At 70.2% G+C, this 16,726-nt stretch carries 2 protein-coding genes (1 of these 2 running past the window's edge); both read left to right on the top strand.

Going from position 1 to position 16,726, the window contains the following annotated elements; all coding sequences use genetic code 11:
- On the top strand, positions 1–2,207 hold the 3' portion of the coding sequence (locus tag AC25ND_RS10485; RefSeq protein WP_486976291.1) for a non-ribosomal peptide synthase/polyketide synthase. Its footprint begins 23,248 nt before the window's first position; the window shows 2,207 of its 25,455 coding nt (coding positions 23,249–25,455); its start codon lies off the left edge, out of view; it ends in the stop codon at positions 2,205–2,207.
- Positions 2,204–16,726 carry an amino acid adenylation domain-containing protein gene (locus AC25ND_RS10480; RefSeq protein WP_486976290.1) on the top strand — a complete coding sequence of 4,841 codons (14,523 nt, stop codon included), beginning with the start codon at positions 2,204–2,206 and terminating at the stop codon, positions 16,724–16,726. Before AC25ND_RS10485 ends, AC25ND_RS10480 begins: the two co-directional genes overlap by 4 nt.

Below are 16,726 nucleotides of genomic sequence, written 5' to 3'. Positions count from 1 at the left end.
CAGGCATCAACCTGCAGGACGCTGTGCGTCAGACCCAGCAGCGCCTGAGCGCCTTGCTCGCCCATGAACATGCCTCGCTGGCCCTGGCCCAACGTTGCAGCGGCGTGCCGGCCCCGGCGCCGCTGTTCAGCGCGATGCTCAACTACCGCCACGGCAGCCAGGCGGACGAGGAGCAGCGTCAGGCCCTGCAAGGCATCGAGACCCTCGACAGCAACGAGCGCAGCAACTATCCGCTGAGCCTGAGCGTGGACGATATTGGCGAGCGCTTCCGCCTGGTCACCCTGGCCCCGGCGGCGGTCGGCGCCGCGCGTGTCTGCGAGCAGATGCGCCGGGTGCTGGAGGCCATGGCCGAGGCCTTGGCCCATCAGCCACGGCAAGAGCTGCTGCAACTACCAGTGCTGTCGGGCGAGGAACGCGACCAGCTGGTGCACGACTTCAACCGCACGGCGCAGCCCCACGACCTGAATCGGACCCTCCAGGAACTGTTCGAGGCCCAGGCCTTGCGCAGGCCCGAGGCCGTTGCGCTCAGCGCCGAGCAGGGTGAACTCAGTTATGAGCAGCTCAATGCCCAGGCCAACCGCCTGGCCCATCACCTGATCGCGCTGGGTGTGCGGCCCGACGACCGGGTGGCGATCTGTGTCGAGCGCGGGCTGTCGCTGGTGGTCGGCCTGCTGGCGATCCTCAAGGCCGGTGGTGCCTATGTGCCGCTGGACCCCGACTATCCAGCCGAACGGATCCGCCACATGCTGGTCGACAGCCAGCCAAGGGCGGTCCTGGTGCAGACGGCCACCCGGGCGCTGATGGGGGATCTGCCACTGACGCAGGTTGATCTCGACCAGGCGGACTGGACCCGTCAGCCAAGCCACAACCCACAGGTGCCGGGCCTGACCGCCGCCAACCTGGCCTATGTGATCTACACCTCCGGCTCCACCGGGCTGCCCAAGGGGGTGATGGTCGAGCACCGCAACGTGGTCAACCTGGTGCGCTGGAGCGCCGGGTTGTTCCCAGGTGAGGGTGCGTTGTTGCACAAGACCCCGGTGAGCTTCGACGCCTCGGTGTGGGAGCTGTTCTGGCCGCTGTGCAGCGGCGTGCGCCTGGTGCTGGCGCGCCCGGACGGCCACCGCGACCCGCAGTACGTGGCCGAGCTGATCCGCCAGCAACAGGTGGGCGTGGTGCAGTTTGTGCCGGCGCTGTTGCAACAGTTCCTCGAACACGACGCCAGCGCGGCCTGCGACAGCCTCACTGATATCGTCTGCGGCGGTGGCGAGCTGACCGAGGTCCTGGTGCGCCAGGTGCGCGAGCGCCTGCCACGGGCAAGGCTGCATAACGTCTACGGGCCGACCGAAACCACGGTCGATTGCAGCGTCTGCACTTTGCACCCGCAGGATCCGCTGACGCCGGGGGCGCTGCCGATTGGCCGGCCCATCGACAACACCCGTCTGTACGTGCTCGATGGCCACGACCAGCCTGTGCCATTGGGCGTCGCCGGCCAACTGCACATCGGCGGCGCCGGGGTGGCGCGTGGCTACCTGGGGTTGCCGGAGCAACAGGCCGAGCGCTTCATCGCCAGCCCGTTCGCCGACGGGGAGCGCCTGTACCGCAGTGGCGACCGTGTGCGCCAGCGCGCTGACGGCAGCCTTGAGTTCCTCGGCCGTACCGACCACCAGATCAAGCTGCGCGGCCTGCGCATCGAGCCGGGCGAGATCGAAGCCTGCCTCACCCGGGTGCCTGGGGTACGTGAAGCCGTGGTGCTGGTGCACGACGCCCAGCCGGCCGGCCCGCGCCTGGTGGCCTACGTCACCGGCGACGTGCCGCCCGCCGAGGCCTTGCGCGAAGCGCTGCTGGGGCAACTGCCCGAGTACATGGTCCCGGCGCTGTTCATGGCCCTCGACACCATGCCGCTGACCCCCAATGGCAAGCTTGACCGCAAGGCGCTGCCGCAGCCGGACCTGCCAGCGCGGGCCTACGAGGCGCCGCAGGGCGAAACCGAACAGCTGCTGGCGCGTATCTGGGGCGAGCTGCTGGGCGTGGAGCGGATAGGGCGCCACGACAACTTCTTCGAACTGGGCGGCCACTCGCTGCTGGCCGTGACCCTAACCTCGCGCTTGCGCGAGGCGGGCCTGGAGGCCGACGTGCGCAGCCTGTTCGAACACCCGACGCTGGCAGGCTATGCCGCCATCACAGACAGAATGGAGATCGTCCTGTGAGCATCAACGAACTACTGGCGACCTTGGCCGCCAACAATGTCCAGCTGGCCCTCAAGGATGGCCAGCTGGTAGTCCAGGGCAATCGCCAGGCCCTGAGCGACGCCGCGTTGGTGGCGCGGCTGCGCGAGCACAAGCCGGCGCTGCTGGGGATGCTCGAGCGTGGCGAGTACGTGGCGGCGCGCCAGGGCAACGTCGAGGTACCGGAAAACCGCATTCCGGCCGGCTGCACTCGGATCACCCCAGCCATGCTCAGCCTGGTCGAACTCGACCAGGCCAGCATCGACCAACTGGTCGAAGGCGTGCCCGGCGGCGCGGTCAATGTGCAGGACATCTACCCGCTGGTGCCGTTGCAGCAAGGCATGCTGTTCCACCATGCCAGCGCCGGCGACCACGATCCCTACGTGATGCAGGCGCGCTTCGTGTTCGCCAGCAGCGCCCGGGTCGAGGCCTTCGCGCAGGCCCTGCAAGGGGTGATCGACCGTCACGACATCCTGCGCACCTCGGTGCACTGGAAGGCCCTGGAGACGCCGGTGCAGGTGGTCTGGCGCCGGGCCCGGCTGCGGGTCATCCAGCTCGCCGAGGGCCAGCTGCCGGACAGCGGCTTCGACCTGACCCAGGCACCGTTGATCCGCCTGCAATGCCAGGCGCCGGAGGCGGATGGGCAGGTCCACGCGACCCTGCAGTTCCACCACGTGGCCATGGACCACAGCGCCCTTGAGGTGGTGCGCCACGAGATGCTCGCCTTCCTGCTCGGCGAAAGTGCCCGGCTGGGCCGCCCGCTGCCGTTCCGCAACCATGTGGCCCAAGCCCTGCTGGGCATCGGCGAGGCCGAGCACGAGGCGTTCTTCCGCGACATGCTCGGCGGCGTGGACGCGCCGACCCTGGCCTATGGCCTGGCCGATGTGCAGGGCGATGGCGCGGCGCTGAACGAGCACGCGCTGGACCTCGACCTGGCGTTGTGTCGCGAGCTGCGCGCCCATGCCCGCAGCCAGGGGGTGAGCGTCGCCAGCCTGTTCCACCTGGCCTGGGCACGGGTGCTGGGCGGCCTGACCGGGCGCGACCAGGTGGTGTTCGGCACCGTGCTGATGGGCCGCCTGCAAGGCGCCGAGGCTACCGACCGGGCGCTGGGCATCTTCATCAACACGCTGCCGTTGCGGGTGGACCTGGACGACGCCGACTTGGCCTGCGCGATCAAGGCCACCCACCAGCGCCTGAGCACGCTGATGCGCCATGAGCACGCGCCCCTGGCCCTGGCCCAGCGCTGCAGCGGCGTGGCAGCGCCGTCGCCGCTGTTCAATGCCTTGCTCAACTACCGCCACAGCGCGGCCTCGGGCTCCGAGGCGGTGCTGCGCGCCGGCTGGGCCGGGATTGAGATCGTGCATGCCGCCGAAGCCACCAACTACCCCTTGACCCTGAGTGTCGACGACTTCGGCGAAGCCTTCCGCCTGACCCTGCTAGCCAGTCCCGAGGTGCCGGCACGGCGCGTCTGCGCCTATCTGGAGCAGACCCTGCGCAGCCTGCTTGCGGCGACGCCCGCCACTGAAGTCAGGGCGCTGCCGATGCTGCCTGCCGACGAGCGTGAGGAGCTGCTGGAAACCTTCAACCAGACCCCGGGCATCGAACAGCCGCACGGTCCGCTGCATCGGCGCATCGAGGCCGTGGCCCAGGTCCATCCCCATGCCCTGGCCGCCACTGCCAACGAGCAGTCGCTGACCTACCAGCACCTGAACCAGCGCGCCAATGCCCTGGCCCACCACCTGATCGATCTGGGCGTTCGTCCCGACGACCGCGTGGCAGTGTTCGCCCGCCGTGGCCTGGACACGCTGATTGGCCTGGTCGCGGTGCTCAAGGCCGGCGCCGGCTACGTGCCGGTGGACCCGGCCCACCCGGACGAGCGTGTGCGCTACCTGCTCGACGACAGCGCGCCAGTGGCCGTGCTGACCCAACACGGCTTGCGGGGGCGCCTGGGTGGCATCACGGTGCCCGTGCTGGTGCTCGATCAGCCTGACTGGCCGCAGCGGTTGGACGACCCCGTCGTCGCCCTGGGACCGGAACACCTGGCCTACGTGATCTACACTTCGGGCTCCACCGGGCAGCCGAAAGGGGTGATGGTCGAGCACCGCACCCTGAACAACCTGGTGGACTGGCACTGCCGGGCCTTCGATCTGTGCCTGGGCCGGCACACTTCGAGCCTGGCCGGTTTCGGCTTCGACGCCATGGCCTGGGAGGTCTGGCCGGCGCTATGCGCCGGGGCCACCCTGCACCTGGCACCCGCCGGCGAGGGCCACGAGGACCTCGATGCGTTGCTGGCCTGGTGGCGCGAGCAACCGCTGGATATCAGCTTCCTGCCGACGCCGGTGGCCGAATACGCTTTCAGTCATCAGCTCGGACACCCGACCCTGCGTACCCTGCTGATCGGCGGCGATCGCCTGCGTCAGTTCAATCGCACCCAGACCTTCGCCGTGGTCAACAACTACGGCCCGACCGAGACCACCGTGGTGGCCAGTTCCGGGGTGCTGGAGGCGGGGGGCGCGCTGCACATCGGCGGCCCCGTGGACAATGCCCGTCTGTACGTGCTCGACGCCGGTCTGCAGCCCGTGCCATTGGGCGTGGCGGGCGAGCTGTACATCGGCGGTGCCGGGGTCGCCCGTGGCTACCTCGGCCGCCCGCAGCTGACCGCCGAGCGCTTCCTCGACGATCCGTTCTCGGCAACGCAGGGCGCGCGCATGTACCGCACCGGCGATCTGGTGCGCTGGCTGGCCGACGGCACCCTCGACTATCTGGGGCGCAACGACGACCAGGTGAAGATTCGCGGGGTGCGCATCGAGCTGGGAGAAATCGAGAACCGACTGAACAGCCTGCCGGGCATCGGCGAGGCCGTGGTGGTGGCCCGCGAGGACCAGCCAGGCCAGCCGCGCCTGGTGGCCTACTTCACCGCGCAGGCGGGTCTTGAGGCACCGTTGCCCGAGCAACTGCGCACGCAATTGCTTGCCCACCTGCCGGAGTACATGGTGCCGGTGGCCTTCGTCGCCCTGCAGGCGCTGCCGCTGACCGCCAACGGCAAGCTCGACCGCCGGGCGTTGCCGGCACCGGAACGTTCGGCGCTGTTCGAGCGTGGCTACGTGGCCCCCGAGGGTGAACTGGAAAGCGCCCTGGCCCAGCTGTGGGCCGAACTGCTGCAGGTGGAACAGGTCGGGCGGCATGACCATTTCTTCGCCCTGGGTGGCCATTCGCTGCTGGCCATGCGCATGGTGTCCCAGGTGCGCCTGCGGCTCGGCGTCGAGCTGACCCTGGCCGAGCTTTTCGCCAATCCCGAGCTGGCCGCCGTGGCCCAGGTGCTGGCCAGCGCCGGGCACAGCGCGCTGCCGGCCATCGTTGCGGTGTCCCGCGAGCAGCCCCTGCCGTTGTCGTTCGCCCAGCGGCGCCTGTGGTTCCTGGCCCAGCTGGAGGGCGGCAGCCAGGCCTATAACGTGCCGCTGGCCCTGGGCCTGCGCGGCTCGCTGGATGCCGACGCACTGGAGCGTGCCCTGCTGTGCATCGTCGCGCGCCATGAGGGCCTGCGCAGCCGCTTCGTGCCCGCAGGCGACAGTGCCGAGGTGCACATCGCCGACAGACCGCAACCGGGCTGGCTGCGGCGCCTGAGCCTGGCGCCCGATGACCTGGCCGCGCACCTGCAGGCCGAGGCCACCGCGCCGTTCGACCTGGTCGAGGGGCCCTTGCTGCGCGCCAGCCTGCTGCGCCTGGAGGATCAGCACCATGTGCTGCTGCTGACCCTGCACCATATCGTCGCCGACGGCTGGTCCCTCGGCGTGCTGACCCGTGAGCTGGGCGCGCTGTACCCGGCCATGCGCCAGGGCCTGGACGATCCGTTGCCGACCCTGGGGATCCAGTACGGTGACTACGCCGTGTGGCAGCGGCGCTGGCTGGCCGGTGAGCAGCTGCAACGCCAGGCCGACTACTGGCGCCAGGCCCTGGATGGCGCGCCGACCCTGTTGAGCCTGCCGAGTGATCGGCCACGGCCGCCACGCCAGGACTTCAGCGGCGCCAGCCTGGCGCTGCAGTTGGATGCGCGTCTCGGTGCCGGCCTGCGGGCGCTGGCCCAGCGGCATCAGGCGACCCTGTACATGGTGCTGCTCAGTGCCTGGGCCGCGACCTTGGCACGTCTGTCCGGGCAAAATGAGGTCGTGGTGGGCTGCCCGGTGGCCGGACGCGGCCATGCCGAGCTGGAGCCGCTGGTGGGGTTGTTCGTCAACACCCTGGCGCTGCGCATCGACATGTCGGGCGCGCCGAGCAGCGAGCGCCTGCTGGGTCAGGTGAAGGCCCGCCTGCTCGACGCCCAGGCGCATCAGGACCTGCCGTTCGAGCAGGTGGTGGAGATCGTCCGCCCGGCGCGCAGCCTCGGCCATACGCCGTTGTTCCAGACCACCCTCAACTGGCTGGCCACCGAGGGCGCCGCGCCGAGCCTGGCGGGATTGCGCCTGGAGGGCGTGGCCCAGGCCAACCAGGTGGCCAAGTTCGACCTGTCGCTGAGCATGGGCGAGCAGGGCGAGGCGCTGGTCGGCAGCCTCGAGTACGCCACGGCGCTGTTCGATGAAAGCAGCGTGCGCCGTTTCGCCGGTTACTTCGAGCGCCTGCTGCAGACGATGGTCGCCAACGACCAGGTCTCCCTGGCCGAGGTCGAACTGGTCGGTGACGTCGAACGCCGGCGCCTGCTGCAGACCTTCAACGGCAGTGCCCGGCCATTCCCGGTCGACCAGACCCTGCCGACCCTGATCGAGGCCCAGGCCACCCGTGCCCCACAGGCGCTGGCCGCCGTGGCCGGCGATGCACGCCTGAGCTACGGCGAGCTGAACCAGCGCGCCAACGCCCTGGCCCATCACCTGATCGAACGGGGCGTGGGGCCCGACGACCGGGTGGCGGTGGTCGCCCGGCGCGGGTTGGATACCCTGGTGGCGCTGCTGGCGGTGCTCAAGGCCGGTGGCGCCTATGTGCCGGTGGACCCGACGCATCCGGATGAGCGCCTGCGCTACCTGCTCGAAGACAGCGCCCCCGTGGTGGTCCTGGCCCAGCAGGTGTTGCTGGCGCGCCTAGAGGGGTTGGCCGTGCCCGTGTTGGCACTGGACCGGGCGGACTGGCCGGCGCGCACGGAAAATCCCGGGCGGCACGACCTGTTGGCCAGCCACCTGGCCTACGTGATCTACACCTCCGGCTCCACCGGGCAGCCCAAGGGCGTGATGGTCGAGCACCGTACCCTGGCCAACCTGGTGCACTGGCACTGCAAGGCCTTCGAGCTGGGCGCCGGCGAGCACACTGCCAGCGTCGCCGGCTTCGGCTTCGACGCCATGGCCTGGGAGGTCTGGCCGGCCCTGTGCGCCGGTGCGGTGCTGCACCTGCCACCGGTCGAGCTGGGCAACGAGCAGCTCGACGGGCTGCTGGCCTGGTGGCTGGAGCAACCGCTGAAGGTGGCCTTCCTGCCAACGCCGGTCGCCGAATATGCCTTCACCCAGGGGCTGCGCCATCCGACCCTGCGCACCCTGCTGATCGGTGGCGACCGCCTGCGCCAGTTCACCAGCGATCCGGGCTGCGTGGTGGTCAACAACTACGGCCCCACCGAGGCGACGGTGGTCGCCACCTCCGGCCTGGTGCTGCCGGGCGGGGCGCTGGACATCGGCCGGCCGATCGCCAATGCCCGGATCTACCTGCTGGACGAGGCGCGGCAACTGGTACCGTGCGGCGTGACCGGCGAGCTCTACGTGGGCGGTGCCGGGGTGGCGCGGGGCTATCTGAACCGTGCGCAACTGACGGCCGAGCGCTTCCTCGACGACCCGTTCAGCGAGCAGCCCGGCGCACGCATGTACCGCACTGGCGACCTGGCCCGCTGGAACGCCGACGGCACCCTGGACTACCTGGGCCGCAACGACGACCAGGTGAAGGTGCGCGGCCTGCGCATCGAGCTGGGCGAGATCGAGGCACAACTGCTGGCCTTGCCCGGCGTCGCCGAAGCGCTGGTTCTGGCCCGCGAGGACCAGCCCGGCCAGCCGCGACTGGTGGCCTACTACATTGCCGGCCCCGAGGCGCAGCCGGTCGGTGCCCTGCGCGCCGCCCTGCAGCAGCGCCTGCCGGCCTACATGGTGCCGGCGGCCCTGGTGCGCCTGGATGCCTGGCCATTGACCGCCAACGGCAAGGTCGACCGCCGGGCGCTGCCGTTGCCTGAGCGCGAGGCGTCGGCCAGCCAGGCCCACGAGGCCGCCGAAGGCGCCCTGGAAACGGCCCTGGCCGAGCTCTGGTGCGAGCTGCTGCAGCTGGAACGGGTCGGGCGCCAGGACCGCTTCTTCGAACTGGGCGGCCATTCGCTGCTGGCCATGCGCATGGTCGGCCAGGTGCGTGCACGCCTCGGCCGGGAGTTGTCGCTGGGCGAGCTGTTCGCCGATGACCGTCTGCTGGCGGTGGCGGCGACCCTGGCCGAGCGCGGCGGCGAGGTGCTGCCGGCCATCGAACCGACGCGCCGTGGCCAGTCCCTGCCGCTGTCGTTCGCCCAGCAGCGCCTGTGGTTCCTGGCGCAGATGGACGATGCCAGCGCCGCCTACCATATTCCCCTGGGCTTGGTCATGCGCGGCCCGCTGGACCGTGCGGCGCTGGAGCGGGCACTGGGGCGCATCATCGAGCGTCACGAAAGCCTGCGCAGCCACTTCACCCAGGAAGGCGCCGAGGCGCGGGTGCGCGTGGCCCCAGGGCGTGGCGGCTTCGCCCTGGTCTGGCACGACCTGCGCGGCGCCGAGCAGCAGCTGCCCGAACTGATGCACGCCGAAGCGCTGCTGCCCTTCGACCTGGCGCACCAGTTGCCGGTGCGCGGCCGCCTGCTGTGCCTGGCGGCGGAGCATCATGTGCTGCTGCTGACCTTGCACCATATCGTCGCCGATGGCTGGTCGATGGGGGTGTTCACCCAGGAGCTGGCGGCGCTGTACCAGGCCTTCAGCGCAGGGCGCGACGACCCACTGCCGGCGCTGGCGATCCAGTACGGCGACTACGCCCTGTGGCAGCGCCGCTGGCTGGCCGGCGAGGCGCTGCAGCGCCAGGGCGAATACTGGCAACAGGCACTGGCCGGCGCGCCGGTGCTGCTGACCCTGCCGACCGACCGGCCGCGGCCGGCCCGCCAGGACTATCACGGTGACCGGGTCGAGATACGTTTGGACCGGCGTCTGAGCGAAGACCTCAAGGCACTGTGCCTGCGCCACGGGGTCACCCCGTTCATGCTGTTCGGCGCCGCCTGGGCGGCGCTGCTGGCGCGGCTGTCCGGCCAGGCCGAGGTGGTGATCGGCACGCCGGTGGCCAACCGTCGGCAGGCCGAGGTCGAAGGGCTGATCGGGCTGTTCGTCAACTCCCTGGCCCTGCGCATCGATACCGCCGGACTGCCGGACGTCGGCGCGCTGTTGGCGCGGGTCAAGGCCTGCGTCAGCCAGGCCCAGGACCATCAGGACCTGCCGTTCGAACAGGTGGTGGAACTGCTGCACCCGCCGCGCAGCCTGGCCCATACCCCGCTGTACCAGGTGTCGCTGGCCTGGAACGGCGTCCCGGCCGAGGCCCTGCAACTGGGCGGCCTGCAACTGGAGGCGCTGGGCGGCGCGCAGACCTTCGCCAAGTTCGACCTGACCCTGAGCCTGGGCGAGACCGCCGACGGCTACGGCGGTGCCCTGGAGTTCGCCACGGCGCTGTTCGACCGGGCGACCATCGAGCGCCATGTCGGCTACCTGGAGCAACTGCTATGGGCGATGGCTGGCAGTGACCAGGCGGTGCCGGCGAAGGTCGAGCTGCTGGGCGCCGCCGAGCGTCGCCAGGAGCTGGTGACCTGCAATGCCAGCGAATTGGTCGGCGGCTTGCAGCAACCGGTGCAGGCGTTGTTCGAGGCGCAGGTGGCGCGCATGCCGCAGGCGTTGGCGGTGCAGGCCGAGGACGGCCAGATGAGCTACCGGCAACTGAACGAGGCGGCCAACCGCCTGGCCCATCAACTGATCGCCCAGGGCGTGGTCGCCGACAGCCGGGTCGCGGTGTGCCTTGCCCGTGGGCCGCAGCTGCTGGTCGGACTGCTGGCGGTGCTCAAGGCCGGCGGCGCTTACGTGCCGCTGGACCCGGGCTACCCCGACGAACGCCTGGCCTACATGCTTGCCGACAGCGCGCCGCTGGCGTTGCTGGTGGATGCCGGCAGCCGCGGGCGCTTCGCCGACAGCCGGGTACCGCGCCTGGACCTCGATCAGCCGGCCTGGGCCGGCCAGTCGCCGGACAATCCGCAAGTCCCGGGGCTGGGGGCCCGCCACCTGGCTTACGTGATCTACACCTCCGGCTCCACGGGCACGCCGAAAGGGGTGATGGTCGAGCACCGCAGCCTGTGCAACCTGGTGCACTGGAGCTCGCGGCTGATCGCCCCGACCGTCGAGGGCGCGCTGCTGCACAAGACCCCGGTGAGCTTCGACGCCTCGGTGTGGGAATTGTTCTGGCCGCTGTGCGCCGGCCTGCGCCTGGTGCTGGCGCGTCCGGACGGCCAGCGCGATCCGGCCTACCTGGCGGCGCTGATCCAGCGCCAGCGGGTCAGCGTGGTGCAGTTCGTGCCGGCGCTGCTGCAGCAGTTCCTTGCCCTGGAGGCCAGCGCGGCCTGCGACAGCCTCACCGATATCGTCTGCGGCGGCGGCGAGCTGACCACGGCATTGCTGCAACAGGTGCGCGAGCGCCTGCCACAGGTGCGGCTGCACAACGTCTATGGCCCGACCGAGGCTACCGTCGATTGCAGCGTCTGGACCCTGGAGCCTGGGCAAGCGCTGCCTGTAAGCGCGCCACCGATCGGCCGGCCGATCGCCAATACCCGGCTGTACGTGCTCGACCGCAACGGCCTGCCGGTGCCCCGTGGCGTGGTGGGCGAGCTGCACATCGGCGGCGTCGGCGTGGCCCGTGGCTACCTGGGCCTGCCGGAACTGGATGCCGAGCGCTTCGGCGACAGCCCGTTCGTGGTCGGTGAGCGTCTGTACCGCAGCGGCGACCTGGTGCGCCGCCGCGCCGACGGCGAGCTGGAATTCCTCGGCCGCGACGATTTCCAGGTCAAGCTGCATGGCCTGCGCATCGAACTGGGCGAGATCGAGGCGTGCCTGGCCAGTCATCCGGCCATTCGTGAAGTGGCGGTGCTGCTGCGTGGCGAACGGTTGGTCGCCTGGTTTACCGCCCATGATGAGGCGCCTGGAATCGAGTCACTACGCCGGCATGCCCTGGCGCAGCTGCCGGACTACATGGTGCCGTCGGCCTATGTGGCGATGCCGGCCATGCCGCTGACCGCCAACGGCAAGCTCGACCGCCAGGCGCTGCCCGAGCCCGGCGCCGAGTCTGTGCTCAGCCGTGCCTACGAGGCGCCGCAAGGCGAGGCCGAAACCCATCTGGCAGCGCTTTGGGCCGAGCTGTTGAACGTGCCGAGGGTAGGGCGCCAGGACCACTTCTTCGAACTGGGCGGCCACTCGCTGCTGGCGGTGACCCTGATTGCCCGCCTGCGTGCCGAAGGCCTGGAGGCGGATATCCGCGTGTTGTTCGCCGAGCCGACCCTGGCCGCCCTGGCCGCGACCCTGGGCCAGCATGGCGGGCCCCGGGTGCCGGCCAACCGTATTGGCGCCGGCTGCCGACGCATCACCCCGGACCTGCTGGCGCTGGTGGCGCTGGACCAGGCGGCCATCGACCGCATCGTCGCCCAGGTCCCAGGTGGTGCCGCCAATGTGCAGGACATCTACCCGCTGGGGCCGCTGCAGGCGGGGATTCTCTACCACCACCTGGCCAGCGAGGGTGATGATCCGTACCTGTTGCAGGCGCGTTTCGCCGTGGCCGACCGCGCGCGGCTGGAGGCGCTGCAGCGGGCCTTGGACCAGGTAATCGCCCGTCACGATATCCTGCGTTCCTCGCTGTACTGGGACGGCCTCGCCGAACCGGTGCAGGTGGTGTGGCGCCAGGCATCGCTGCCGGTACAGGAGGTGACCCCGCAGACGCCCCCGGTCTTGCGCCTGGACCTGACCCGCGCCCCCATGCTGCGCTTGCTGCACAGCCAGGACCCGGCCAGCGGTCGCATCACCGCGACCTTGCTGTTCCACCACCTGGTCATGGACCATGTGGCCCAGGATGTGCTGCGCGCCGAACTGCAGGCCTGCCTGCTTGGCGAGCAGCACCGGTTGCCCGCGCCGGTGCCGTACCGCAACTACATCGCCCAGGTGCTGCACGGCGCGGACGAGGCCGGGCACGAGGCGTTCTTCCGCGAACAACTGGGCGACATTGACGAGCCAACTTTGCCCTATGGACCGCATCCGCTGGCGCATCAGGGCGCCGAGGCCGAAGCTCGGATACTGTTGGACGACGGGCTGGCGCGATGCCTGCGCGAGCAAGCGCGATTGCTGGGTGTCGGTGCCGCTAGCCTGATGCACTTGGCCTGGGGGATGGTGCTGGGGCAGTTGTCGGGGCGCGACAGCGTGGTGTTCGGCACCGTGCTGCTCGGTCGCCTGCAGGGTGGCGAAGGCGTGGAGCGCGCCCTGGGCGTGTTCATCAACACCTTGCCGCTGCGTCTGGAGGTGGGCCGCCTGCCGGTACGCGAGGCGTTGCTCGACACCCACCGCCGGCTTACCGGGCTGCTGGTGCACGAGCATGCGCAACTGGCCCTGGCCCAGCGTTGCAGCGCGCTGCCGCCCGGCGCGCCGCTATTCAGCGCCTTGCTCAACTACCGTCACAGTGCCACGGCCCTGGTCCGCGATAGCGCGGCCGGGCGTGCCTGGGAAGGCATCGAGCTGCTGCATGCCGAGGAACGCAGCAACTACCCGCTGGCCATGAGCATCGACGACCTGGGCGAAGGCTTCGGCCTGACCGCGCAGTGCGCGCCGGGCCTGGATGCGCGGCGCCTGTGCGGTTATCTGCAGCAGGCGCTGGAAAACCTGGTCGAGGCCCTGGCGCAGGATCCCGAGCGAGGCCTGGAACAGCTGGACATCGTGCCGGCCGACGAACGCCAGCGGCTCTTGGTGGGTTACAACGCCACGCAGCGTGACTACCCGCGGCAACTGCCCGTGCAGCATCTGTTCGAGCAGCAAGTGGCGCGGCACCCGCTTGCGCTGGCGGCGCGCCATGATGAACGTCAACTCACCTATGGCGAACTCAACGAGCAAGCCAACCGCCTGGCCCATTGGCTGATCGGCGAGGGCGTGGCGGCAGGTGACCCGGTGGCGATCCTGCTGCCGCGTTCGTTGCCGTTGCTGGTGGCGCAACTGGCCGTGCTCAAGTGCGCGGCCATCTATGTGCCGTTGGACATCAACGCCCCGGCCGAGCGTCAGGCATTCATGGTTCAGGACTGCCAGGCGGTGGCGCTGCTGACCCTCGGCAGCCTGGCGGCGGAATGCGAGGCGCGGCGCATCGATCTGGATTGCCTGGCCCTCGACGACCAGCCGGCGCACAACCCAAACCTCGCGCAGGAGGCCGACGCGGTGGCCTACGTGATGTACACCTCGGGCTCCACCGGCACGCCGAAGGGAGTGCGGGTGACCCATCGCGGCATCACCCGGCTGGTGCTGAACAACGGCTATGCCGACTTCGACGCCAGCGACCGTTTCGCCTTTGTCTCCAACCCGGCGTTCGACGCCGCCACCCTGGATGTCTGGGGCGGCCTGCTCAACGGCGGCCAGGTGCTGGTGATCGATCACCAGACCCTGGTCGAGCCGGCGCAGTTCGCCAGCGCGTTGCGCCAGGGCGGCGCCAGCGTGATGTTCGTCACCACGGCGCTGTTCAACCAGTATGTGCAGCTGATCCCCGAGGCCCTGGCAGGGCTGCGGGTCCTGCTGTGCGGCGGCGAGCGCGGCGAGCCCGCCAGTTTCCGGGCGTTGCTGGCGCGGGCGCCGAGCCTGCGCCTGGTGCACTGCTACGGGCCCACCGAGACCACCACCTTCGCCACCGCCTGCACCGTGCGGGCCGTGGCCGACGGCGCCGAGCACGTGCCGATCGGCGGCCCGATCGGCAATACCACGGCCTATGTCCTCGATGCACACGGGCGGCTGTTGCCCGAAGGCGTGACTGGCGAGCTGTACATTGGCGGCGACGGCGTCGCGCTGGGCTACCTGAATCGCCCGCAACTGACGGCCGAACGTTTCCTCGACGACCCGTTCGGTGCTGGGCCTGGCGCGAGGTTGTACCGCACCGGCGACCTGGCCCGCTGGCGTGATGACGGCCAGCTGGAATGCCTGGGCCGCACCGACGATCAGGTGAAGATCCGTGGTTTCCGCATCGAGCTGGGCGAGATCGAGCAGCACCTGGCCCAGTGCCCGGGCGTCGACGAAGTCGTGGTCATGGCCCTGCGCCTGGAACAGGGGCCGCTGCGCCTGGTGGCCTGGTACACCCGCACCGACACGGCCCTCGATGGCGTGGCGCTGCGTGGCTTCCTGCGCGAACGGCTGCCGGAGTACATGTTGCCGGCGGCGTTCGTCGCGCTTGCGGCGCTGCCGTTGACCAACAATGGCAAGGTCGACCGCCGGGCGCTGCCACTGCCAGGTGCCCAGGACCTTGCAGTGGCGGTGTTCGAGGCCGCTGCAACGCCGGTCGAGCAGGCGTTGGCCGCGCTGTGGGCGCAGGTGCTGGAAGTCGAGCGGGTGGGGCGGCATGACAGCTTCTTCGAACTGGGCGGGCATTCGCTGTCGGCGATCCGCCTGGTGGGCGAGATGCGCCAGGCCGGCCTGCACACGACCCTGGCGGAGTTGTTCCAGCACCCGACCATCGCCACCCTGGCAGCGCGCCTGGGCGAGGGCGCGGACGAGGACGAAGGCCTGGTCACGGTGCGCGCCGCAGGCAGTCAGCCGGCATTGTTCCTGATCCACGAGTTCAGTGGCCTGGACCTGTACTTCCCGGTCCTGGGGCGGCATATCGAAGGTGATTTCCCCGTCTACGGCCTGGCTGGCGTCGCCCCCGGGGAAGCGCAGCTGAACACCATGGAGTGCCTGGCGGCGCGCCTGGTAGGGCGGATCCGCGCCGTGCAGCCCCACGGGCCGTATCGGCTGGCGGGCTGGTCGTTCGGCGGCGTGCTGGCCTACGAGGTGGCCGCGCAGTTGCTGGGCGCGGACGAGCCGGTGGCCTTCGTCGGCCTCATCGACACCTACGTGCCGCGCCTGAGCGACCAGGGCAAGGCGCGCTGGCAAGGGCCGCATCTGTTGCAAGGACAGCTGTTGCTGCATTGCCGGGTGCATTGGCAGGCGCAGGGCGAGGCGGGGGCGGCGCAGTTGGCCGAAATCGAGGCATTGCAGCCCGGGGCGCTGGCCTTCGATGCGCTGCTCGCCCACTGCCGTGAGCGCCAGCTCCTGGTGCCCGGCCTGGTCCAGGCCAGCGACGGGCAATTGCGCCACTTCTTCGAGCGTCACCTGGCCCATGGGCATGCCTTGGCGCATTACCGCCTGGCACCGTTGCCGGTGCCACTGCACCTGTTCCTGGCCGAGCAGCGCAGCGCCGGCATCGTCACCGACAGCCCGACCCTGGGTTGGGCCGAGGCCTTGCCGGGGCAGGCGTTGCATTGCCTGAGCGTGCCGGGCGACCACCAGAGCATGGTGCAGGATCCGCAGGCGGCGGTGTTGGGCCAGGCCATCGCGCAGGCGATGCAGGCCGCTCCCGGTCTGTTGCCGCCGGCGCACCAGCCGCTGCTGGCGATCCAGAGCGGTACGCCGTCCCATGTGCCGGTGTTCTGCGTGCCGGGGGCCGGTGACAGCGTGACCAGCTTTATCGGCCTGGCCGAGGCGCTGGGGCCGGACTGGCCGGTGCATGGCTTGCAGGCCCGGGGCCTTGCCGTGGGTGAGGTGCCGCACAGCGCGGTGGAGGCCGCCGCCGACTGCCATGTCCGGGCCATCGAGGCGCTGTACCCCGAAGGCCCGTTGAACCTGGTCGGACATTCGTTCGGTGGCTGGGTGGCCCATGCCATGGCGCTACGCCTGCAGGCCAAGGGGCGTGAAGTGCGCTCCCTGACCCTGATCGACAGCGAGGCGCCGGGCGCGGGGGGCAGTTGCGGCAAACCGTACACCTTTACCCAGGCCCTGCAGCGGCTGATCGAGTCGTTGCAGCTGTCCACCGGCAAGTCGTTGGGCATCGAACCTGCGGTCTTTGCTGAAGCTGACGATCAGGAGCAACTGCGCCAGTTGCACGCGGCCATGGTGCGGGTCGGCCTGATGCCGTCGCGTTCTTCGGCTCAGGCGCTCGAGGGCGTGGTGCGGACCTTCGCCACGGCCCTGCGCACGGTGTACCGTCCCGACGGCGGGTTCAACGGTCTGGCGCGGCTGGTACTGGTGGCTGATCCGAGCCTGGATCTCGCCGGCAACCAGCGTGAACAGCAGGCCATGGAGCAGGGCTGGCGCGAGTGGCTGCCGCAACTGGAGGTATGGCAGGGGCCGGGCAACCACTTCAGCATCCTCAAGGTGCCGGATGTGTTCAGCCTGGCGGCGTGGTGGCATGACGGGCAGGCCCTGTATCACGGCAGGGTGAAGCAGTAA

This window comes from Pseudomonas sp. P110(2024) (genome assembly GCF_057480795.1).
Note: the sequence above shows the minus strand (reverse complement) of the source record. Positions and strands in the feature narration are given on the sequence as shown.